This is a genomic window from Pseudomonas sp. GW460-12-10-14-TSB1 (assembly GCF_017349775.1).
GTDB lineage: Bacteria > Pseudomonadota > Gammaproteobacteria > Pseudomonadales > Pseudomonadaceae > Aquipseudomonas > Aquipseudomonas piscium.
Map to the genome: position 1 here is coordinate 118053 of NZ_JACNAC010000006.1, position 22341 is coordinate 140393.

Genomic DNA, 22341 nt, shown 5'->3' on the forward strand with positions numbered 1-22341 from the left:
AGCTTCAACCCTGCACGACGCAGGTGGCCAGGTGTGCAGCGAGCGCATCCCAGGCAATGCTTTGTTGTTCGCCCTGGCCACGCAGGGGTTTGAAACCTACCACTTGCTGGGCCAGTTCGTCGTCACCGAGGATCAATGCGTACAACGCACCGCTCTTGTCGGCCTTCTTGAACTGGCTCTTGAAGCTACCGGCGCCGGCGTTGATCTGCAGGCGCAGGTTCGGCAATTGATCACGAACACGCTCACTCAGCGCCAGTGCGGCCAGTTCGGCAGCTTCCCCGAAGGCGCAGAGGTAAACGTCGACCTGACGCGAGATCTCTTCCGGGATCTGCTCCAGGGTTTCCAGCAGCAGCACCAGACGCTCGATCCCCATGGCGAAACCGACGCCCGGGGTCGGCTTACCGCCCATCTGCTCGACCAGGCCGTCGTAACGGCCGCCGGCACAGACGGTGCCCTGGGCGCCGAGCTTGTCGGTGACCCATTCGAAAACGGTCTTGCTGTAGTAATCCAGCCCGCGCACCAGCTTCGGGTTGATCACATAAGGGATACCGGCGGCATCCAGGCGAGCCTTGAGACCCTCGAAGTGCACGCGGGACTCTTCGTCCAGGTAGTCGGCCAGCTTGGGCGCGTCCACCAGCACGGCTTGAGTGTCCGGGTTCTTGGTGTCGAGCACGCGCAGCGGGTTGGTTTTCAGACGGCGCTGGCTGTCTTCGTCCAGGCTGTCCATGCGCGCCGAGAGGAAGGTCACCAGCGCATCGCGATAACGTGCACGGGCTTCGGCGGTCCCCAGGCTGTTCAGTTCGAGCTTGACCGCGTCACGGATACCCAGCTCGCCCCACAGGCGCCAGGTCAGCACGATCAGCTCGGCGTCGATGTCCGGACCGTCGAGGTTGAAGACCTCGCAACCGATCTGGTGGAACTGGCGATAACGGCCTTTCTGCGGACGCTCGTGGCGGAACATCGGGCCGATGTACCAGAGTTTCTGCACCTGGCCACCGCCGGTGATGCCATGCTCGAGTACCGCGCGCACGCAGGCCGCGGTGCCTTCCGGACGCAGGGTCAGGGAATCGCCGTTGCGGTCGTCGAAGGTGTACATCTCTTTTTCGACGATGTCAGTCACTTCACCGATGGAGCGTTTGAACAGCTCGGTGAACTCGACGATCGGCATACGGATCTGCTTGTAACCGTAGTTATCCAGCAAACGTGCAACGGTGCCCTCGAAATAGCGCCACAGGGGCGTCTGCTCGGGCAGGATGTCGTTCATGCCACGAATGGCTTGCAGAGACTTGCTCACAAAAAATCCTTAATTCGTTCGATTAGCCGCGCGCGATCAGCGCTGCGTCGGCTTCGACCTTTTCGGCCGCTTTCTCGCGGATCAGCTTTTCCAGTTGATCCACAAGATTGTCATTCGTCAGTTTCTGCGACGGCTTGCCGTCGATGTAAATCAGGTTCGGCGTCCCGCCGGTCAGGCCGATATGCGCCTCTTTGGCTTCGCCCGGACCGTTGACCACACAACCGATGACCGCCACGTCCAGCGGTACCAGCAGATCCTCAAGACGCCCTTCCAGTTCGTTCATGGTCTTGACCACATCGAAGTTCTGCCGCGAGCAGCTCGGGCAGGCGATGAAGTTGATGCCACGGGAACGCAGATGCAGGGACTTGAGAATGTCGTAGCCGACTTTCACTTCTTCGACCGGGTCGGCCGCCAACGAGATGCGAATAGTATCGCCAATCCCTTCGGCCAGCAGCATACCGAGGCCCACGGCGGATTTCACCGTGCCTGAACGCAAACCGCCCGCTTCGGTGATCCCCAGGTGCAGCGGCTGGATGATTTCCTTGGCCAGCAGGCGATAGGCTTCGACGGCCATGAACACGTCGGAGGCTTTCACGCTGACCTTGAAGTCCTTGAAGTTCAGGCGCTCGAGGTGCTCGACATGGCGCAGGGCAGACTCCACCAGCGCCGCCGGGGTTGGCTCGCCGTATTTCTTCTGCAGGTCCTTTTCCAGGGAGCCGGCGTTGACGCCGATACGGATCGGGATCCCGCGATCACGGGCCGCGTCCACCACGGCACGCACGCGGTCTTCACGACCGATGTTGCCGGGGTTGATCCGCAGGCAATCGACGCCCAGTTCGGCCACGCGCAAGGCGATCTTGTAGTCGAAGTGGATGTCGGCAACCAGTGGCACCTTGACCTGCTGCTTGATGCGGCCGAAGGCTTCGGCCGCGTCCATATCCGGTACGGAAACCCGCACGATATCGACGCCGGCGGCTTCCAGACGGTTGATCTGGGCCACAGTGGCCGCCACATCGTTGGTGTCGCTGTTGGTCATGCTCTGCACGGCAATGGGGGCATCGCCACCCACGGGTACCGAGCCGACCCAGATCTTACGGGACTCGCGACGTTTGATTGGAGATTCGCCGTGCATGACTTATTGACCTAACTTCAGGCGAGCAGTCTCGCCACTGGTGAACGGAGCTACATCGACCGCTTGTCCGTTGTAGCTGACCTGCGCACCACGGGCATAACCCAGGCGCACGGCAAATGGCGGTTTGCCGGAAACATCGGCAGTCTCGCCCTTGCGCTTCAGGCCACTCAACAGCACTTTGCCGCTGCCGTCGGTGATCTGGGTCCAGCAATCGGCTGTGAACTGGATCTGTACCTGACCAGCGCCGGCTACAGGCGCGGCGGCAGGTGCAGTTGGAGCTGCCGGGGCAGCCGGAATAGTCGCTGCCGCGACCACAGGCGCTACAGGGGCAGGCGCGGCCGGAGCGCTCGGCGCGGGTGCTGCCGGTGCCACGACCACTGGAGCAGGAGCAACCGGAGCAGCAGGTGCGGCAGCCGGAACGCTTGGCGCAGGGGTCGCGACATCCGCTGGGGTCTGGCCTGGAGCCGGGGTTTCAGGCAGGGCCAGGGCGGTTTCGCCTTCGGCCTGACCTTCCACGACCGCCTGGTCTTCCGGCTCGTCGATCGGATGAATCTGCGTGGTACCGTCGGCACCTTCGACTTCGACGTGCTCCTGATTGAGACCGACCAGCTCCTTGGTACGCACCGAGGTCTGATCCTGCCACCAGATAAAGCCACCGCCGATCACCGCGATCAGCAGCAACAGGCTGACGATACGCAAAATGGTGTGGGAAACCCGTACCGGCTCTTCGATACGGCCCAGGCTGTGCACATTGCTGCCCTGGGAATCGGTGCCCGTGTATTGGTCGAAGGCCTGGACCAGAACGGCCTGGTCCATCCCCAGCAACTTGGCATAGGCACGGATGTAGCCGCGGGCGAAGGTATGCCCCGGTAGCTTGTCGAAAGCGCCGGCTTCCAGGTTGCTCAACGAGCTGGCGGTCAGATTGAGCTTGAGGGCCACTTCAGCCAGCGACCAACCATTGCTTTCGCGGGCCTGACGCAGGGTCTCACCGGGGTTTACGCGAGTCGCTGCTAGAACTTCGGGATGCGCCGCTTTCATCATTGCTCCGACAGGTATTGCTGATATTCCGGCGTACCGGGATAGAGTCGTTTTAATTGCAGGCCGTAACTGGCGGCCTTGTCGCGATCTTCGAACACCGTTGCCAGCCGAACGCCGAGCAATAGACTACGTGCATTTTGCTCGCTGAGCAGGCTAAAACGATCGTAATAGTCGCGTGCGGGCACATAATGCCTGTCTTCGAAGGACAACTCAGCCATTTCCAGCAATGCACGAGGCTGCTGGCGGTTCAGACGCAGGGCTTTTTCCAGGTGCTGCCGGGCCAGATCACGCTCACCCAGCATCGCGGCGGTCATGCCAAGGTTCTCGAACACTCGGGATCGCTCGGGATACAGGGTATCAGCAGCCGCCTGTTCAAAGCGCTGATAAGCATCTTTGTAACGTTTTTCTTCAAAGAGAAAACTGCCGTAATTGTTCAGGATACGGGCATCGGAGGGACGCGAAGCCAGGGCCTTGCGGTAATGCTGGTCAGCCAGCTCGGGTTCCATTTCGGCCTGGAACACCAGCGCCAGGGCGGCATTGGCGTCAGCATCGGACTCGTCCAGTTCCAGGGCCTTTTTCAGTGGCACTTTCGCCCGTTCGGTCATGCCTTGCTGCAGATACCCCAGGCCCAGCTGCACATAGGCCTCACGCGCCTCGTCCCGCCCCTTGCTTGTCTTCATCGGGTTGAAATCCCCCGAAAGAACACAGCCAGCCGACAGGCTGGCAAAAAGCAGAAGCAGCGCGACGCGCAAGGTCATGGAGATCCTCTCTCAGGTACGATTCGCAGCGCTTTGCGGCATATCGGCGTCGGCGCTCAACTCGCGCACGGCGATATAACGTTCGCTGCGACGGGTGCGATCCAGCACCTGCCCGACCAGTTGTCCACAGGCCGCATCGATGTCTTCGCCGCGTGTGGTGCGCACGGTGACGTTGAAGCCTGCGTGATGCAGTTGATCCTGGAACCGGCGAATGGCGTTATTGCTAGGCCGCTCGTAACCGGAATGCGGGAACGGGTTGAACGGGATCAGGTTGATCTTGCAAGGAATGTCCTTGAGCAACGCGATCATTTCGACAGCGTGTTCAACCTTATCATTGACGTCCTTGAGCAGCGTGTACTCAATCGTCAGCACACGTTTCTCGCCCAGCGACGACATGTAGCGCTGGCAGGATTCGAGCAGCATCTTCAGCGGATACTTCTTGTTGATCGGTACCAGCTGGTTGCGCAGCGCATCGTTCGGTGCGTGCAGGGACAACGCCAGGGAGACGTCGATGTGCTTGGCCAGCTCATCGATCATCGGTACCACGCCGGAGGTCGACAGGGTCACGCGGCGCTTGGAGATGCCGTACCCCAGGTCGTCCATCATCAGGTGCATGGCCGAGATGACGTTGTCGAAGTTCAGCAGCGGCTCACCCATGCCCATCATCACCACGTTGGTGATGGCACGGTCGACGGTCGCCGGGACGCTGCCAAAGGATTTGTTGGCAATCCACACCTGGCCGATGACTTCGGCGGCGGTGAGGTTGCTATTGAAGCCTTGCTTGCCGGTGGAACAGAAACTGCAGTCCAGGGCACAGCCTGCCTGGGACGAAACGCACAAGGTGCCGCGCTTGCCCTGGGGAATGTAAACGGTCTCGACGCAGCTGCCGGACGCCACGCGCACCACCCATTTACGGGTGCCGTCGCTGGAGATGTCCTCGCTGACCACTTCCGGACCACGAATTTCGGCAACGGCCTTGAGCTTTTCGCGCAAGGCCTTGCCGACGTTCGTCATGGCGTCGAAATCATCGACGCCAAAGTGGTGAATCCATTTCATTACCTGACCGGCACGGAAACGCTTCTCCCCGATTGAGTCGAAGAATTTTTCCATTTCCGGTTGAGTCAGACCCAACAGGTTAGTTTTGCCAGTCGATGTAGTCATGGTTTCACCTTCACTCACGGGCCTTTGGCTTAGCGAGTGGTCACTTCGGTGGAAGCGAAGAAGTAAGCGATTTCGCGTGCAGCAGCGGCTTCGGAGTCCGAACCGTGAACGGCGTTGGCGTCGATGGATTCAGCGAAGTCAGCGCGGATGGTGCCGGCAGCAGCTTCTTTAGGGTTGGTAGCGCCCATCAGCTCACGGTTCAGAGCGATAGCGTTTTCGCCTTCCAGAACCTGAACGACAACCGGACCGGAAGTCATGAAGGCAACCAGCTCGCCGAAGAAGCCACGAGCGCTGTGCTCAGCGTAGAAGCCTTCAGCTTCGGCTTTCGACAGTTGCTTCATTTTCGAAGCTACAACGCGCAGGCCAGCTTTTTCGAAACGGGTAACGATCTCGCCGATGACGTTTTTTGCAACAGCGTCAGGCTTGATGATGGAGAAAGTACGTTGAACAGCCATGGTGTAACTCCAGAAACGGTGATTAAAGCGAAAAATTAAACCCGCGAATTATACGCGGGTTTATAGGGATTGCCTAACTGCGTACGGGACAGACTCAGTCTGCTTCTTCGATCCAGGCGGCCTGAATTGCTTCAAGAACCTTCTCGCCACCGCGAGCCGGATCGTCGCTGAATTCCGGCAGTGCCAGAACCCATTGGTGCAGATCGACAAAGTTTACGTACCGCGGATCCACATCCGGCTTGGACTCAGCCAGCTGGATCGCGATTTCCAGCACATCAACCCATTTCAGACTCATGATGATTCCTTGAATCAGTGCGGCGCTTCGGCCGCATGGTTGAGCGAGTATTTCGGAATTTCGACGGTCAGGTCTTCCTCGCCGACGATCGCCTGACAGGATAGACGCGATTGCGCCTCCAGGCCCCAGGCCTTGTCCAGCAGGTCTTCTTCCAGCTCGTCGGCTTCGTTCAGCGAGTCGAAACCCTCGCGAACGATGCAGTGGCAGGTGGTGCAGGCGCAGACGCCGCCGCAGGCGCTCTCGATCTCGATGTGGTTGTCATGGGCCACTTCGAGAATCGAGGTACCCGGTGCAGCCTCTACAACCAGGCCATCCGGGCAAAACACGGCGTGTGGCAGAAAAATGATCTGCGGCATCAGTTATTCCTCGATTTCATTCAGATTGCGCCCCGCCAGAGCGGCTTTCACCGTCGAGTCCAGGCGGCGGGCAGCAAAAGCATCGGTCACTTGCGACAGACGCTTGGTCTGCTGCTCGATGGCGTAACCATCGGTGCCACGCATCAATTCACTCAATTCCTGCATTTGCAGCTCGATGACCATGCGCTCTTCGGCATCCAGCAGACGCTCGCCGTCCGCCTCCAGAGCGCCCTGCACCGCCTCGATCAGGCGCTGGGCATCGACCTGCTGCTCGCGCAGCACGCGAGCGACCTTGTCGTCGCTGGCGTACTGGAAGGAATCCTTGAGCATCCTGGCGATTTCGCCGTCGGTCAGGCCGTAGGATGGCTTGACCTGAATGCTGGCTTCGACGCCCGAGCCCAGCTCGCGAGCGGACACGCTCAGCAGGCCATCGGCATCGACCTGGAAGGTCACGCGGATCTTCGCCGCACCGGCGACCATGGCCGGAATGCCGCGCAGCTCGAAACGCGCCAGGGAACGGCAGTCGCTGATCAGCTCGCGCTCGCCCTGCAGCACATGAATCATCATGGCCGACTGGCCATCTTTGTAAGTGGTGAAGTCCTGGGCACGGGCGACCGGGATGGTGGTGTTACGCGGAATCACCTTCTCCATCAGCCCGCCCATGGTTTCCAGCCCCAGGGACAGTGGAATCACATCAAGCAGCAGCAGCTCGCCACCATCGCGCTTGTTGCCGGCCAGGGTATCGGCCTGGATCGCAGCACCAATGGCCACCACCTGGTCCGGGTCGATCTCGGTCAGCGGCTGGCGACCGAACATTTCGGCGACAGCTTCGCGAACCCGTGGAACACGGGTCGAACCGCCGACCATGACCACCGCCTGGACATCTTCCAGCTCGACATTGGAATCACGCACGGCGCGACGGCAAGCCTTGAGACTGCGCGACACCATCGGCTCGATCAGGGCATCGAAGGCTGCGCGGGTCAGCGGTGCCGACCAGGCGCCATAGGTCACTTCGACCGATGGGGCATTGGTGAGCGCTTCCTTGGCGGCACAGGCGATTTGCAGCAGATTGCGCTGCTTACCCGGATCGAGATCGGCGGACAGGCCGGCGCTCTCGATGATCCAGCCAGCGATCGCATGATCGAAATCGTCGCCGCCCAGGGCACTGTCGCCACCGGTGGCCAGCACTTCGAAGACGCCGCCGGTCAGGCGCAGAATGGAAATATCGAAGGTCCCGCCACCCAGGTCATAAATGGCCACCACGCCTTCGGCGTCCTGGTCCAGACCATAGGCCACGGCCGCCGCGGTCGGTTCGTTGAGCAGACGCAACACGTTGAGACCGGCCAGCTTGGCCGCATCCTTGGTCGCTTGACGCTGCGCATCGTCGAAATAGGCCGGAACAGTGATCACCGCGCCCACCAACTCACCACCCAGGGTCGACTCGGCGCGCTGGCGCAGGACCTTGAGGATGTCGGCGGAGACTTCCACCGGGCTTTTCGGGCCCTGGATGGTGTCGATGAACGGCATGTGCGACTCGCCGTCGACAAAGCGGTACGGCAGCTGCTCGCCCAATTGCTTGACGTCGGACAGACCACGACCCATCAAGCGCTTGACCGACAACACAGTGTTCAGGGGGTCGGCAGACGCCGCCAGCCTGGCGGACTCGCCCACCTCGACATGGTCGGCGTGATAGCGCACGGCAGACGGCAGGATGACCTGCCCGTTGGCGTCGGCCAGCGGCTCGGAAAGACCACTGCGCAAAGCAGCGACCAGCGAATTGGTAGTGCCCAAGTCGATCCCCACAGCCAGGCGACGCTGGTGCGGTTGAGGACTTTGGCCGGGTTCGGCGATCTGCAGTAGGGCCATGTTTATCTGGACTTATCTGAATATCAGGCGTGCGACCGGAGCGGCACTGGGTTAATCGTCGAGGCGCTCTTCTAACTGGCGCACTTCGTAGGTGAGCTTGTCGAGGAACTGCATGCGCCGCATCAGGCGTTCGGCCTGTTCGCGTTGCGCAGCATCATCCCAACAGGCCGCGAAGCTTTCGTTCAATTCATCCTGGGCCACTTTCAGCCGGCGCTTGAAGGCTGCAATACCGGCGAGGTCGGCCTCGTCCTGCAGATCCTCGAGTTCTTCTCGCCACTGCATCTGCTGCAGAAGGAACTCCGGATCGTGCACCGTGACCTCCAGCGGCAGCTCATGGCCGCCCATGGCGAGCAGGTATCGCGCGCGCTTGGGAGGGCTCTTGAGGGTCTGGTAGGCCTCGTTGAGGCTGGCGGAATGCTCTAGCGCCAGCCGCTGCTCACGCTCGGAAGCGTCAGCGAAGCGGTCCGGATGAACGGCACGCGCCAACTCACGGTAGCGCGTAGCCAGCTGCTCGAGATCCAGGCGGAAGCTCGGTTGCAGCTCAAATAAAGCGAAATGACAAGGAGTACCCACGAGCAGCCTCAGATGTTGAAGCTTTCGCCGCAGCCACATTCACCGCGCACGTTGGGGTTGTTGAACTTGAAGCCCTCGTTCAACCCTTCCTTGACGAAGTCCAGTTCGGTGCCGTCCAGGTAGGTCAAGCTTTTCGGATCAATGATCACTTTCTCGCCATGACTCTCGAACACCTGATCGTCTTCACCGATCTCGTCGACGAACTCCAGGACATAGGCAAGGCCGGAACAGCCCGTGGTGCGAACACCCAGACGAATCCCATCACCTTTGCCGCGCCCGTTGAGGGAGCGTCGCACGTGTTGAGCAGCCGCTTCTGTCATGCTGATAGCCATCGTGACTCCTTACTTTTCGCTCAATCTGTGAAAGCTGATCCGCTAAATCAGATCAGGCCTTTCTTCTGCTTGTAGTCGCGAACGGCGGCCTTGATGGCGTCTTCGGCGAGTACCGAGCAGTGGATTTTCACTGGCGGCAGGGCCAGCTCTTCAGCCAGCTGAGTGTTCTTGATGGTCTCTGCTTCATCCAGAGTCTTGCCCTTCATCCACTCGGTAGCCAGGGAGCTGGAGGCGATAGCCGAACCGCAACCGTAGGTCTTGAACTTGGCGTCTTCGATGATGCCCTGCTCGTTGACCTTGATCTGCAGGCGCATCACGTCGCCGCACGCCGGAGCGCCGACCATGCCGGTGCCGACATCAGGGTCTTCCGCGTTCATCTTGCCGACGTTGCGCGGGTTCTCGTAGTGGTCGATGACCTTTTCGCTGTAAGCCATGATTCTTAATCCTCACTCATCAGGGCCGCTCTTGAGACCCTGTAGTTACGCCTGCGTCAGTCGCCGCGTCGCTACAGGAGCTGTACCTGGCGGCTTCTATATTTAGTGTGCCGCCCACTCGATCTTCGAGATATCGACGCCGTCTTTAAACATGTCCCACAGCGGCGACAGAGCGCGCAGCTTGGTCACGGCCTCGCAGACTTTCTGCGCGGCATAATCGATTTCTTCTTCGGTGGTGAAGCGGCCGAAGGTGAAGCGGATCGAGCTGTGTGCCAGTTCGTCGTTGCGGCCCAGGGCGCGCAGTACGTACGAAGGCTCCAGCGAAGCCGAGGTGCAGGCCGAGCCGGAGGAAACCGCCAGGTCCTTGAGCGCCATGATCAGCGACTCGCCTTCGACGTAGTTGAAGCTCAGGTTCAGGTTGTGCGGTACGCGGGCGGTCATGCTGCCGTTGATGTACAGCTCTTCCAGATGCTCGACCTGCTTGTAGAAGCGGTCGCTCAACGCCTTGATGCGCAGGTTTTCGGCAGCCATGTCTTCCTTGGCTACACGGAAGGCTTCGCCCATGCCGACGATCTGGTGGGTAGCCAGGGTACCGGAACGCATGCCGCGCTCGTGACCGCCGCCGTGCATGGTCGCCTCGAGGCGAACCCGCGGCTTGCGGCTGACGTACAGCGCGCCGATACCCTTGGGACCGTAGGTCTTGTGGGCGGAGAAGGACATCAGGTCGACTTTCAGCGCCTGCAGGTCGATGTCGACCTTGCCGGTGGACTGAGCGGCGTCGACGTGGAACAGAATGCCTTTGGAACGAGTCAGCTCGCCGATGGCGGCGATGTCGTTGATGGTGCCGATTTCGTTGTTCACGTGCATGATCGACACCAGAATGGTGTCGTCGCGCAGGGCGGCTTCGACCATGGCCGGAGTGATCAGACCGTCTTCGCCAGGCTCGATGTAGGTGACTTCGAAGCCTTCACGCTCGAGTTGGCGCATGGTGTCCAGGACAGCCTTGTGCTCGATCTTCGAGGTGATCAGGTGTTTGCCCTTGGTGTGGTAGAAATGCGCGACACCCTTGATTGCCAGGTTGTCGGACTCGGTGGCACCGGAGGTCCAGACAATTTCACGCGGGTCGGCGTTGACCAGGTCAGCCACTTGGCGACGGGCATTTTCCACCGACTCTTCGGCTTTCCAGCCGAACACGTGAGAGCGGGACGCCGGGTTACCGAAGTTTCCGTCGACCAGCAGGCATTCACTCATCTTTTGCGCGACACGCGGATCAACCGGGGTGGTCGCTGAGTAATCAAGGTAAATCGGCAATTTCATGGACTCTCTCCTAAATCAGGCTGGCTGGCGTGCCGCTAGCTCTTTGGCTGTCATTCGACGGCGGACGCTTCAATCTTGTCCAGGTGCTGCGCCTTGCCATTACAGCGGCGCTGATCCTGACGCTGGGCTACTTCTTGCACCTCACGGCGAGTCACAAGGTCAGCCAAGCTGATACCGCTCAGAAATTCGTGAATCTGCAGGCTCAGATCGCACCACAAGTGGTGGGTCAAGCAGGTGTCGCCGGAATGGCAATCGCCCTGGCCCTGGCATTTGGTTGCATCGACCGACTCGTTCACCGCATCGATCACCTGGGCCACCTGAATGCCTTGCATGTCACGCGACAGCTGGTAGCCACCGCCTGGACCACGCACGCTGGACACCAGATTGCTGCGGCGCAGCTTGGCGAAGAGCTGTTCGAGATAGGACAGGGAGATGCCTTGGCGCTCAGAGATATCGGCCAGGGACACCGGCCCATTTTGCGCGTGCAACGCCAGGTCAAGCATGGCTGTTACCGCGTATCGGCCTTTTGTAGTCAGTCGCATGGACAAGTACCACGGAGTGTTTCGGGATGGGAGCGAGTATGCAATTCCCGAGTAATTAAGTCAACTATAAGACCTACTACTTTAGTCAGGTTTACCCGCAAAAGAGCGCGCGAATCATAGCAAAGTCTGCAGGGTAATGGCACGCCCTGGATTGGACGGGTGACTAATGGGTCGCCAGCATCCTTTCGGACGCTGCACGAGCAAGCTCATTTCCACAAAACGAGCTTGCTCGCGATCAACGCCACGGCGCCTGGACGGCTCAGCCGACCTGGCTGTCGCCCTTGTCCTTGACGCCTGCGAAGTCCTCGTCGCGTAGCGCCGGCAGATCCTTGGCGCAGTAGTTGCTGCCCAGATCCTTCAAGGCCCCACACATATCCTCCAGGCGTCCATCGACGGCCTGCAGGTGATCGAGCAACTGGCCAATAGCCCGCGCCACCGGGTCCGGCATGTCCTCGCTGACGCCGTAGGCATCGAAACCGAGCTTCTCGGCCATGGCCTTGCGCTTGGCTTCCTGCTCGTCATCGGACTTGACGATGATGCGCCCGGGAATGCCCACCACAGTAGCGCCCGCCGGTACTGCCTTGGTCACCACCGCATTGGAGCCGACCTTGGCGCCCGCCCCCACAGTGAACGGACCCAGCACCTTGGCGCCCGCCCCCACCACCACACCGTCTTCCAGGGTCGGGTGACGCTTGCCCTTGTTCCAGCTGGTGCCGCCCAGGGTCACGCCCTGATAGAGGGTAACGTCGTCACCGATCTCGGCGGTTTCGCCAATGACGATGCCCATGCCGTGATCGATAAAGAAGCGGCGACCCACCTTGGCCCCCGGGTGAATCTCGATCCCGGTCAACCAGCGCCCGAAGTTCGACACCAGGCGCGCCAGCCACTTCCAGCCCATGCCCCACAACGCGCCGGACAGGCGATGAATCCAGATGGCGTGCATGCCCGGGTAGCAGGTCAGGACCTCGAACGCGTTACGCGCCGCCGGGTCACGATGGAAAACACTCTGGATATCTTCACGCAAACGCTCAAACATCATCATTCTTCCGCTTAAGGAGCTCACCACGGGCCGCTTTCTGGGTCTCCGTGAGGATGCCACGCAAAATATTCATTTCCGCCCGACTTACCGAGCTGCGTCCGTACAACCGGCGCAGGCGCGCCATCAAGTGCCGTGGCTTCTCCGGATCGAGGAAGTCGATGGCCACCAGCGTCTGCTCCAGATGCTCGTAGAACCGCTCCAGCTCGTCCATGGTCGCCAGCTCATCGCTGCGCGGCGACGCCACCTCATCCTTCTCGACCTTGCTCGGCTGACCTTCGGCCGCCAGCCAGGACATACGCACTTCATAGGCCAGCACCTGCACCGCCGTCGCCAGGTTCAGCGAGCTGAACTCCGGGTCCGAAGGGATATGCACGTGAAAATGACATCGCTGCAGCTCGTCATTGGTCAGGCCGGAATCTTCACGGCCGAAGACCAAGGCAATTTCGGCGCCCTGCCCTGCCTCTTGCACCACCTTGACCCCGGACTCACGGGGGTCGAGCAATGGCCAGGGAATACGCCGGTCACGGGCGCTGGTACCAAACACCAGGGTGCAGCCGGCTAGGGCATCTTCCAGGGTGGCGACGACCTGAGCGCTTTCAAGAATGTCGGTAGCGCCGGACGCGCGCGCATCGGCCTCATGGGATGGGAAAATCCGCGGCTCGACCAACACCAGCCGCGACAGCCCCATGTTCTTCATGGCACGCGCAGCCCCGCCGATGTTTCCGGGATGACTGGTATTGACCAGGACGACACGAATGTTCTGCAGCAAGGGAGGCGCTCTCGGACACGGGAAAGGGGAGCAAATCTTACAGAACAGCCAGCGCTCCCGCCTCAAAAATAACTGCTTCTGGCTGGCAGTTTATAGAAGCAGGCCAACGCCAGACGGACTGCCACTCGTCAAAATGTCCGCGCATTTACAGGCTTGAACGGCAGATCTAGGCCAGCGGAGCGAATGTCGACCTTCATCTGCAAAAGTTTTCTGCTAGAATGCTCGGCTTTCTTTAACAACCTTAGGTGACCTATCCATGCAGCCAATGCTGAATATCGCGCTGCGCGCCGCCCGCAGCGCCAGTGAACTGATTTTCCGCTCCATCGAGCGCCTGGATACCATCAAGGTCGACGAAAAAGACGCCAAAGACTACGTATCCGAAGTTGATCGCGCTGCCGAGCAGAAGATCATCGACGCATTGCGCAAGGCCTACCCGACTCACGGCATTCTCGGTGAAGAAACCGGTCTGCACGCTGGCAGCGGCGAAGGCGAAGACTACCTGTGGATCATCGACCCACTGGACGGCACCACCAACTTCCTGCGCGGCATTCCTCACTTCGCTGTCAGCATCGCCTGCAAATACCGTGGTCGCCTGGAACACGCTGTGGTTCTGGACCCGGTGCGCCAGGAAGAATTCACCGCCAGCCGTGGTCGCGGCGCCCAACTGAACGGTCGTCGCCTGCGCGTCAGCGGCCGTACCAGCCTGGACGGCGCCCTGCTGGGTACCGGCTTCCCGTTCCGTGACGACCAGATGGACAACCTCGACAACTACTTGGGCATGTTCCGCGCCCTGGTCGGCCAGACCGCCGGCATCCGCCGCGCTGGCGCCGCCAGCCTGGATCTGGCCTACGTGGCCGCCGGTCGTTTCGACGCCTTCTGGGAGTCGGGCCTGTCCGAGTGGGACATGGCTGCAGGCGCCCTGCTGATCCAAGAAGCCGGCGGCCTGGTGAGCGACTTCACCGGCGGTCACGACTTCCTGGAAAAGGGCCACGTGGTTGCCGGCAACACCAAATGCTTCAAGGCGGTCCTCACCGCCATCCAGCCGCACCTGCCGGCCTCGCTGAAGCGCTAAGCGTCAGCGACAAAAAAGCACCCTGCGGGGTGCTTTTTTTATGCCTGGGATTTGTCGGCGAACCACTCTCCTTGTAGGAGCGAGGCTTGCCCGCGATCTGGGCACCGCGGTGTATCAGCCTCATTCGGGACTGAAGCTATCGCGGGCAAGCCTCGCTCCTACAGAAGAAGACCCAATCCACAGACAATGAAAAAGCACCCCGAAGGGTGCTTTTTCATGATTGACGCTCAAATGTTTACTGCGCTGGTACGTTCTGCCCCAGGATCAACTGACCTTCCTTGTTGACCGGAATCTGGCTGCCCGGATCACGATCCATGCGTACCTGGCCTTGTTTGCCGTTCAGCTCGTACTTCACGTCATAACCCACGACCTTTTCGCTGATGTCGTTGACCGTGTTGCAGCGAGTCTGAGTGGTGGTGTAGGTATCACGCTCCTGCATGCCTTCCTGCACCTTGTTACCCGCGTAACCACCGCCGACCGCACCGGCGACCGTAGCGATCTTCTTGCCTGTACCGCCGCCAATCTGGTTACCCAGAAGGCCACCGGCCAGTGCACCGACCACCGTACCGGCAATCTGATGTTGATCCTTCACCGGAGCCTGACGGGTCACGGTGACGTCCTTGCATACTTCACGCGGTGTTTTGATCTGTTGTTTGACCGGCTGAACTGCCAGCACCTGCGCATACTCAGGGCCACTATTGACCAGCTTGTAGGTGGCAACAGCCCCCCCAGCAGTCACAGCGACGGCACCTAATACCGCACCAACCAGCATCGACTTGTTCACGTGAACCTCCTGACCATCACAAGCGGGACAAGCCCGCGCTTCTCCCTGCCTTGGAGCATAAAAAAAGGCGCGAGTTCAATACTCGCGCCTTTTCGACTGCCTTGCCGGGAAGCGAAAACCGTTATGGACGGTCGTCGACTTCCTTCTCGGTATTGGCCGGAGGAATCAAGTCCTCGCTGCTCAGGTTCAGCCAGATCAGCACCACGTTGGCGATGTAGATCGACGAGTAGGTACCCGCCAGAACACCGACGAACAGCGCGATGGAGAAGCCCCACAGGTTGTCGCCACCGAAGAACAGCAGTGCCGCGATCGCCAGCAGAGTGGAGATCGAGGTCGCCATGGTGCGCAGCAGGGTCTGGGTGGTCGAGATGTTGATGTTCTCGATCAGGCTGGCCTTGCGCAGCACACGGAAGTTCTCACGCACCCGGTCGAACACCACGATGGTGTCGTTGAGCGAGTAACCGATGATCGCCAGTACCGCCGCCAGCACCGTCAGGTCGAAGGTGATCTGGAAGAACGACAGGATACCCACGGTCACCACCACGTCGTGGATCAGCGAGACGATGGCGCCGACCGCGAACTTCCACTGAAAGCGGAAGGCCAGGTAGATCAGGATGCCACCCAGCGCCATCAGCATGCCGAGGCCGCCCTGGTCGCGCAACTCTTCACCCACCTGCGGGCCGACGAACTCGACGCGCTTGACCTGCGCCGGGTTGTCGCCGCCAGTCTTCTGCAATGCTTCTGCTACCTGATGGCCCAGTTGCGGGTCTTCACCCGGCATCCGCACCAGCAGGTCGGTGGTGGCACCGAAGCTTTGCACGATCGCTTCGTGATAACCGGATTCGCTCAGTTGAGCACGAACCTTCATCACATCCGCCGGACGCTCGTAGGTCAGCTCGATGAGCGTACCGCCGGTAAAGTCCAGGCCGTAGTTCAACCCCTTGTGGAACCAGCTGAACAGCGCCAGAACGGTCAGGAGCAAGGTGACGCCGAACGCAACGTTGCGGACGCCCATGAAGTTGATAGTACGTAACATGGCAGCCCCTTAAATCCACAACTTCTTGAAGTCACGACCGCCGAAGATCAGGTTGACCATCGCGCGGGTCAGCCAGATGGCCGTGAACATCGAGGTAAAGATCCCGAGGGACATGGTCACCGCAAAGCCTTTGACCGGGCCGGTGCCCATGGCAAAGAGAATCCCGCCGACCAGCAACGTGGTCAGGTTGGAGTCGAGAATCGCGGTGAATGCCCGGCCGAAGCCTTCGTTGATTGCCCGCTGCACGGTCATGCCGGCGGCGATCTCTTCACGTATCCGCGAGAAGATCAGTACGTTGGCGTCCACCGCCATACCCATGGTCAACACGATACCGGCGATACCCGGCAGGGTCAGCGTAGCCCCCAGCAAGGACATCAGGGCCAGCAGCAGCACCATGTTCAGCGCCAGCGCCACAGTGGCGATGATGCCGAAGAAACGGTAGATGGCGATGATGAACAGCGACACGAACAGCATGCCCCACAGCGACGCATCGATACCCTTGGTGATGTTGTCGGCCCCCAGGCTCGGACCGATTGTGCGCTCTTCGGCGAAGTACATAGGCGCGGCCAGACCACCAGCACGCAGCAGCAGGGCCAGCTCGGAGGACTCGCCCTGACCGTTCAGGCCGGTGATGCGGAACTGGCTGCCCAGCGGCGACTGAATGGTCGCCAGGCTGATGATCTTCTTCTCTTCCTTGAAGCTCTGCACCGCGACGTCTTTCTCGACACCGTCGACCACTTGCTTGGTGTAAGTGGTGGTCGGCTTCTGCTCGATGAAGATCACCGCCATGCTGCGACCGACGTTGCTGCGGGTCGAACGGCTCATCAGCTCGCCGCCGTGGCCATCGAGCTTGATATTCACCTGTGGACGACCGTGTTCGTCGAAGCCCGCCTGGGCGTCGGTCACCTGGTCACCGGTGATGATCAGGCCACGCTCGATCAGCGCAGGAGGACGATTGCCTTCACGGAACTCGAAAGATTCGGAAGTGGCTTTCGAAGCGCCCGGCTCGGCGGCCAGACGGAATTCAAGGTTGGCCGTCTTGCCCAGGATACGCTTGGCTTCAGCGGTGTCCTGCACGCCCGGCAGCTCAACCACGATACGGTTGGCGCCCTGACGCTGAACCAGAGGCTCGGCAACACCCAGCTCGTTGACGCGGTTACGTACCGTGGTCAAGTTCTGCTTGATGGAGTATTCACGGATTTCCGCCAGCTTGGCCGGGGTCATCGCCAGACGCAGCACCGCCTGACCATTGAGGTCGGCCGGAACAATGTCGAAATCGTTGAAGTTCTTGCGGATCAGCGTACGCGCCTGTTCACGGGTCGCTTCGTCACTGAAGCCCAGCTGAATGGCACCGTTGAGCTGCGGCAGGCTGCGATAGCGCAGGCGCTCTTTACGCAGCAGGCTCTTCACATCGCCTTCGTAGACTTTCAGGCGTGCGTCGAGGGCTTTTTCCATGTCCACTTCCAGCAGGAAGTGCACACCGCCGGACAAGTCCAGGCCCAGCTTCATCGGGTGCGCGCCGAGGTTGCGCAGCCATTGCGGGGTGGTTTGTGCCAGGTTCAATGCAACGACGTAGTCGTCACCCAGGGCCTTGCGCACGACGTCCTTGGCTGGAAGCTGGTCTTCCTGCTTGGTCAGACGCAACAGGCCGCCCTTGCCCTTGGCCGCGATGGTCGCTGCCTTGACGTTGATCCCGGCGTCGGTGAGCGCTTTGCTCGCACGATCCAGATCCGCCTGAGTGACCTGCAACGCGGTACTCGCGCCGCTGACCTGAATGGCCGGATCATCAGGGTATAGATTGGGAGCGGAATAAATAAAACCGATCGCTAGCACCGCCAGGATCAGTACGTATTTCCACAGAGGGTATTTGTTCAGCATCACGCCGCCCGTTTATGAAGCGGGGCGCCTTGCGCGCCCCGTCGATTGGTAAAAGATGAAACTTAGATCGCCTTCAGCGTGCCTTTTGGCAGCGTGGCAGCGATAGCGCCTTTCTGGAACTTCATCTCGATAGTGTCGGAAACTTCCAGCACTACGAAGTCATCGGTCACTTTGGTGATCTTGCCGGCGATACCGCCAGTAGTCACAACTTCGTCACCTTTCTGCAGGCTGCCCAGCAGGTTCTTCTGTTCTTTGGCGCGCTTGGCCTGTGGACGCCAGATCATCAGGTAGAAGATGACCAGGAAACCGACCAGGAAAATCCACTCAAAGCCAGTGCCAGCAGGGCCAGCAGCAGGTGCAGCAGCATCAGCCATTGCAGTCGAGATAAAAAAGCTCATGTAACACTCCGGATAATTACAAAAGTGGGTCTAAACGTCTTTAGAACTTATTCTAAAGGCGGCACGGGCAACCCGCGTTTGGCATAGAAGGAATCGACAAAGGCGGCCAATGTACCCTGTTGAATAGCCTCGCGCAAACCAGCCATAAGACGTTGGTAATGACGCAAATTATGGATGGTATTGAGCATGCTCCCCAGCATTTCGCCGCACTTGTCCAGATGATGCAGATAAGCACGGGAGAAGTTCTGGCAGGTATAGCAATCGCAGGTCGGATCCAGCGGCGAATCATCATGGCGATGGAACGCGTTGCGGATCTTCAGCACGCCAGTGTCAATGAACAGGTGCCCATTGCGGGCATTACGGGTTGGCATCACGCAATCGAACATGTCCACACCGCGGCGCACACCCTCAACCAGATCTTCCGGCTTGCCAACACCCATAAGGTAACGAGGTTTGTCTGCTGGCATCTGGCCTGGCAGGTAGTCCAGCACCTTGATCATCTCGTGCTTGGGCTCGCCCACCGACAGGCCGCCAATGGCCAGGCCGTCAAAGCCGATCTTGTCCAGGCCTTCCAGGGAGCGCATGCGCAGGTCCTGGTGCATGCCGCCCTGGACGATGCCGAACAGCGCCGCCGTGTTGTCGCCATGGGCGTTCTTCGAGCGCTGGGCCCAGCGTAGCGACAGCTCCATGGACACCCGCGCGACGTCTTCGTCGGCCGGGTACGGGGTGCATTCGTCGAAGATCATCACGATGTCCGAGCCCAGGTCGCGCTGGACTTGCATCGACTCTTCCGGGCCCATGAAAACCTTGGCGCCGTCGACCGGCGAGGCGAAGGTCACGCCCTCCTCCTTGATCTTGCGCATGGCACCCAGGCTGAACACCTGGAAACCGCCGGAGTCGGTGAGGATCGGGCCTTTCCACTGCATGAAGTCATGCAGGTCGCCGTGCTTCTTGATCACTTCGGTGCCCGGGCGCAGCCACAGGTGGAAGGTGTTGCCCAGGATGATTTCGGCGCCGGTGGCGACGATGTCCCGAGGCAGCATGCCCTTGACCGTGCCGTAGGTGCCCACCGGCATGAAGGCCGGGGTTTCCACGGTGCCACGGGGGAAGGTCAGACGACCGCGACGAGCCTTGCCGTCGGTGGCGAGCAGCTCGAAAGACATACGACAGGTGCGACTCATGCTGTTTCCTCAGGGCCGCGTGGCGCGGGATTGCGGGTGATGAACATCGCATCACCGTAGCTGAAAAAGCGGTATCCATGCTCGACGGCGGCCTTGTAGGCGGCCATGGCTTCGGGATAACCGGCGAACGCCGAAACCAGCATCAACAGCGTGGATTCGGGCAAATGGAAGTTGGTGACCAGGGCATCGACCACATGGAACGGCCGGCCCGGGTAGATAAAGATGTCGGTGTCGCCGCTGAACGGCTTGAGCACGCCATCGCGCGCCGCACTTTCCAGGGAACGCACGCTGGTGGTCCCCACCGCCACCACCCGACCGCCACGCGCACGGCAGGCCGCCACCGCATCCACCACGTCCTGGCTGACTTCCAGCCATTCGTTGTGCATATGGTGATCTTCGATGCGCTCCACCCGTACCGGCTGGAAGGTCCCGGCGCCCACATGCAGGGTCACGAACGCGGTCTCGACGCCCTTGGCGGCAATCGCCTCCAGCAGCGGCTGGTCGAAATGCAGCCCCGCGGTCGGCGCGGCCACGGCGCCCAGGCGCTCGGAATACACGGTCTGATAACGCTCGCGGTCCGAGTCTTCGTCCGGGCGGTCTATATAAGGAGGCAACGGCATATGGCCGACGCGCTCCAGCAGCGGCAGCACTTCCTCAGCGAACCCCAGCTCGAACAGGGTGTCGTGGCGGGCCAGCATCTCGGCCTCGCCGCCGCCTTCGATCAGGATCTTCGAACCCGGCTTCGGCGACTTGCTGGAGCGCACATGGGCCAGCACGCGGTGGCTGTCGAGCACCCGTTCCACCAGGATTTCCAGCTTGCCGCCGGAGGCTTTCTGGCCAAACAGGCGCGCCGGAATCACCCGGGTATTGTTGAACACCATCAAGTCGCCCGGGCGCAAATGCTCAAGCAAATCAGTGAATTGACGGTGGGCCAGGGCGCCGGTGACCCCGTCCAGGGTCAACAGGCGACTCGCGCGACGCTCGGCCAGGGGATGGCGGGCGATCAGCGAATCAGGGAGCTCGAAGGTAAAGTCAGCAACACGCATGATGGGGTTCGTCTAGCAGGGCCGGAAAGTTTAGCGGAAATAGCCAAAATTGACCATGAAACCTGATTGACCAACGGTAGGCACGTCTCTATACTTCGCCGCCATTGAGCCCTGATGGCGGAATTGGTAGACGCGGCGGATTCAAAATCCGTTTTCGAGAGAAGTGGGAGTTCGAGTCTCCCTCGGGGCACCAAACTTAAAAAAGACCTTGAAATTCAAGGTCTTTTTTTTCGCCTGCAGAAAAGTGCCGCGCCCCTGCGCGCCGGGATTCTGCAGGAGCGAAGCTTGCTCGCGATGAACGATGACGCGGATTGATTGGCACTACGCAGCCTCTGTTTCGCGGGTAAGCCTCGCTCCTACGAACGACTAAAAGCATCGATGCAGACCGGCTCAAAAGCTTCCTTGATACGCATCAAGAAGCCCAGTCTTGTGCGCCATAGACTGTCTGAAAGACATTGGAGCGATCAGACAGGCCCGATATGAGCGAAGAATCCACCGCGCGTCCCCTTCCCAACCCCCTTCCGGAAAAAGCCACGCCAGCAGCCAAACCGACGGTCACGGCCAGCAGCAAAAGCGCCCCACGCAAACCGGCCACTCCACGCCCGCGCCGACCACGTGCAACCACTAAACCTACCGCTGCCAAAGCCGCCGAAGCCGAAATCAGCGCCATCAGCCAGCAACCGGTCGCCCTGCAGGTGGCCAGTGCGCCCCATGGCAGCAATGAAGACAGCTCCACCGCCAAGCTGCCGGCCAGCTACCCGTACCGCAGCCGCATGCGTCGCGCCGAGTATGAAAAGGCCAAGCAGGAGCTGCAGATCGAACTGCTCAAGGTGCAAAGCTGGGTCAAGGAAACCGGGCAGCGCGTCGTGGTGCTGTTCGAGGGGCGCGACGCTGCAGGCAAGGGCGGCACCATCAAGCGTTTCATGGAACACCTGAACCCGCGGGGAGCACGGATCGTCGCCCTGGAAAAACCCAGCGAGCAGGAACAGGGCCAGTGGTATTTCCAGCGTTATATCCAGCATCTGCCCACCGCCGGGGAAATGGTGTTCTTCGACCGCTCCTGGTACAACCGCGCCGGTGTCGAGCGGGTCATGGACTTCTGCTCGCCCCTGCAATACCTGGAGTTCATGCGCCAGACGCCCGAGCTGGAGCGCATGCTGTGCAACAGCGGCATCCTCCTGTTCAAGTACTGGTTCTCGGTCAATCGCGACGAGCAGCTGCGCCGCTTCATTTCGCGCCGCGACGACCCGCTCAAGCACTGGAAACTCTCGCCCATCGACATCAAGTCGCTGGACAAATGGGACGAATACACCGCCGCCAAACAGGCGATGTTTTTCCACACCGACACCGCCGATGCGCCCTGGACAGTGATCAAGTCGGACGACAAGAAGCGCGCGCGGATCAACTGCATCCGTCACTTCCTGCATTCCCTCGACTATCCGGGCAAGAACCTGCGCGTGGCCCATCAACCCGACCCGGTGCTGGTCGGCCGGGCGTCGCGGGTCATGGAGGAAGACGAGCGGGTGTACAACGAAGCGGCCGCGGAGCCGGTGCGCAATCCACAGGCGACACTCGCGTAAACAGC

24 protein-coding genes and 1 tRNA gene are annotated in these 22341 nt (G+C 60.5%); 3 read left to right on the top strand and 22 right to left on the bottom strand.

Annotated elements, in window-relative coordinates:
• Positions 1 to 4 precede the first annotated feature (4 nt).
• The 16 genes from hisS to trmJ all read right to left on the bottom strand — a co-directional run bounded on the left by hisS (position 5) and on the right by trmJ (position 13361).
• Positions 5 to 1294 carry a histidine--tRNA ligase gene (hisS, locus tag J4D52_RS06190; protein ID WP_009050637.1) on the bottom strand — a complete coding sequence of 430 codons (1290 nt, stop codon included), beginning with the start codon at positions 1292 to 1294 and terminating at the stop codon, positions 5 to 7.
• A gap of 22 nt (positions 1295 to 1316) precedes the next feature.
• A complete protein-coding gene (gene ispG, locus J4D52_RS06195) occupies positions 1317 to 2426 on the bottom strand; it encodes a flavodoxin-dependent (E)-4-hydroxy-3-methylbut-2-enyl-diphosphate synthase (RefSeq protein ID WP_007929536.1) in 1110 nt (369 codons plus the stop codon).
• A gap of 3 nt (positions 2427 to 2429) precedes the next feature.
• Positions 2430 to 3464: a RodZ family helix-turn-helix domain-containing protein gene (locus J4D52_RS06200; RefSeq protein ID WP_102676056.1), complete on the bottom strand. Its 1035-nt coding sequence runs from the start codon at positions 3462 to 3464 to the stop codon at positions 2430 to 2432.
• Positions 3464 to 4222, bottom strand: coding sequence for a type IV pilus biogenesis/stability protein PilW (gene pilW / locus J4D52_RS06205; protein WP_025806101.1), 759 nt, complete (start codon positions 4220 to 4222; stop codon positions 3464 to 3466). Before pilW ends, J4D52_RS06200 begins: the two co-directional genes overlap by 1 nt.
• 12 nt (positions 4223 to 4234) lie before the next feature.
• Positions 4235 to 5383, bottom strand: a complete 1149-nt coding sequence (rlmN, locus tag J4D52_RS06210; RefSeq protein ID WP_007929531.1) for a 23S rRNA (adenine(2503)-C(2))-methyltransferase RlmN — start codon at positions 5381 to 5383, stop codon at positions 4235 to 4237.
• A gap of 29 nt (positions 5384 to 5412) precedes the next feature.
• Positions 5413 to 5838, bottom strand: a complete 426-nt coding sequence (ndk, locus tag J4D52_RS06215; protein WP_007929529.1) for a nucleoside-diphosphate kinase — start codon at positions 5836 to 5838, stop codon at positions 5413 to 5415.
• Positions 5839 to 5932: 94 nt separating this feature from the next.
• Entirely contained in the window at positions 5933 to 6133 is a 201-nt protein-coding gene (gene iscX / locus J4D52_RS06220; protein ID WP_007929528.1) for a Fe-S cluster assembly protein IscX, read from the bottom strand.
• A 14-nt stretch (positions 6134 to 6147) separates the two neighbouring features.
• Positions 6148 to 6489 (bottom strand): ISC system 2Fe-2S type ferredoxin, encoded by a 342-nt coding sequence (gene fdx / locus J4D52_RS06225; RefSeq protein ID WP_009045439.1) that lies wholly within the window; start codon positions 6487 to 6489, stop codon positions 6148 to 6150.
• 3 nt (positions 6490 to 6492) lie between these two features.
• Positions 6493 to 8355 carry a Fe-S protein assembly chaperone HscA gene (gene hscA, locus J4D52_RS06230; protein ID WP_102676055.1) on the bottom strand — a complete coding sequence of 621 codons (1863 nt, stop codon included), beginning with the start codon at positions 8353 to 8355 and terminating at the stop codon, positions 6493 to 6495.
• Positions 8356 to 8406: 51 nt separating this feature from the next.
• Positions 8407 to 8928, bottom strand: a complete 522-nt coding sequence (hscB, locus tag J4D52_RS06235; RefSeq protein WP_053280745.1) for a co-chaperone HscB — start codon at positions 8926 to 8928, stop codon at positions 8407 to 8409.
• A gap of 8 nt (positions 8929 to 8936) precedes the next feature.
• Complete coding sequence (gene iscA, locus J4D52_RS06240) at positions 8937 to 9260, bottom strand: iron-sulfur cluster assembly protein IscA (protein ID WP_007929524.1); 324 nt, start codon at positions 9258 to 9260, stop codon at positions 8937 to 8939.
• 47 nt (positions 9261 to 9307) lie between these two features.
• Positions 9308 to 9694, bottom strand: a complete 387-nt coding sequence (iscU, locus tag J4D52_RS06245) for a Fe-S cluster assembly scaffold IscU (protein ID WP_007929523.1) — start codon at positions 9692 to 9694, stop codon at positions 9308 to 9310.
• Between the two features lie 102 nt (positions 9695 to 9796).
• Positions 9797 to 11011 (bottom strand): IscS subfamily cysteine desulfurase, encoded by a 1215-nt coding sequence (locus J4D52_RS06250; protein WP_097304938.1) that lies wholly within the window; start codon positions 11009 to 11011, stop codon positions 9797 to 9799.
• Between the two features lie 50 nt (positions 11012 to 11061).
• The gene (gene iscR / locus J4D52_RS06255) at positions 11062 to 11553 is read right to left on the bottom strand and encodes a Fe-S cluster assembly transcriptional regulator IscR (RefSeq protein WP_025806107.1); all 492 of its coding nucleotides are present in this window, start codon (positions 11551 to 11553) and stop codon (positions 11062 to 11064) included.
• A 259-nt stretch (positions 11554 to 11812) separates the two neighbouring features.
• Entirely contained in the window at positions 11813 to 12589 is a 777-nt protein-coding gene (cysE, locus tag J4D52_RS06260; RefSeq protein WP_025806108.1) for a serine O-acetyltransferase, read from the bottom strand.
• Positions 12582 to 13361: a tRNA (cytosine(32)/uridine(32)-2'-O)-methyltransferase TrmJ gene (trmJ, locus tag J4D52_RS06265; RefSeq protein WP_053280748.1), complete on the bottom strand. Its 780-nt coding sequence runs from the start codon at positions 13359 to 13361 to the stop codon at positions 12582 to 12584. The genes cysE and trmJ overlap by 8 nt, the downstream gene beginning before the upstream one ends.
• A 256-nt stretch (positions 13362 to 13617) precedes the next feature.
• Between trmJ and suhB the strand changes: the two genes are divergently transcribed.
• Positions 13618 to 14433, top strand: a complete 816-nt coding sequence (gene suhB, locus J4D52_RS06270) for an inositol-phosphate phosphatase (RefSeq protein WP_007929514.1) — start codon at positions 13618 to 13620, stop codon at positions 14431 to 14433.
• A gap of 235 nt (positions 14434 to 14668) precedes the next feature.
• Here suhB and J4D52_RS06275 read toward each other — a convergent pair whose 3' ends face one another.
• The 6 genes from J4D52_RS06275 to queA all read right to left on the bottom strand — a co-directional run bounded on the left by J4D52_RS06275 (position 14669) and on the right by queA (position 20756).
• Positions 14669 to 15217 carry a glycine zipper 2TM domain-containing protein gene (locus J4D52_RS06275; RefSeq protein ID WP_023967173.1) on the bottom strand — a complete coding sequence of 183 codons (549 nt, stop codon included), beginning with the start codon at positions 15215 to 15217 and terminating at the stop codon, positions 14669 to 14671.
• 121 nt (positions 15218 to 15338) lie between these two features.
• Positions 15339 to 16253, bottom strand: a complete 915-nt coding sequence (secF, locus tag J4D52_RS06280; protein ID WP_007929512.1) for a protein translocase subunit SecF — start codon at positions 16251 to 16253, stop codon at positions 15339 to 15341.
• 9 nt (positions 16254 to 16262) lie between these two features.
• Entirely contained in the window at positions 16263 to 18131 is a 1869-nt protein-coding gene (gene secD, locus J4D52_RS06285; RefSeq protein WP_009050646.1) for a protein translocase subunit SecD, read from the bottom strand.
• Positions 18132 to 18193: 62 nt separating this feature from the next.
• Positions 18194 to 18529: a preprotein translocase subunit YajC gene (gene yajC, locus J4D52_RS06290; RefSeq protein ID WP_007929510.1), complete on the bottom strand. Its 336-nt coding sequence runs from the start codon at positions 18527 to 18529 to the stop codon at positions 18194 to 18196.
• A gap of 47 nt (positions 18530 to 18576) precedes the next feature.
• The gene (gene tgt / locus J4D52_RS06295) at positions 18577 to 19692 is read right to left on the bottom strand and encodes a tRNA guanosine(34) transglycosylase Tgt (protein ID WP_162096445.1); all 1116 of its coding nucleotides are present in this window, start codon (positions 19690 to 19692) and stop codon (positions 18577 to 18579) included.
• Between the two features lie 14 nt (positions 19693 to 19706).
• On the bottom strand, positions 19707 to 20756 hold the full coding sequence (queA, locus tag J4D52_RS06300; protein ID WP_028683321.1) for a tRNA preQ1(34) S-adenosylmethionine ribosyltransferase-isomerase QueA: 1050 nt from the start codon (positions 20754 to 20756) through the stop codon (positions 19707 to 19709).
• A gap of 108 nt (positions 20757 to 20864) precedes the next feature.
• Between queA and J4D52_RS06305 the strand changes: the two genes are divergently transcribed.
• Together J4D52_RS06305 and ppk2 are read left to right on the top strand one after the other, a co-directional pair.
• Positions 20865 to 20949 (top strand) — tRNA-Leu (locus J4D52_RS06305).
• A gap of 286 nt (positions 20950 to 21235) precedes the next feature.
• Positions 21236 to 22336: a polyphosphate kinase 2 gene (gene ppk2, locus J4D52_RS06310; RefSeq protein ID WP_063432883.1), complete on the top strand. Its 1101-nt coding sequence runs from the start codon at positions 21236 to 21238 to the stop codon at positions 22334 to 22336.
• Positions 22337 to 22341: the final 5 nt, after the last annotated feature.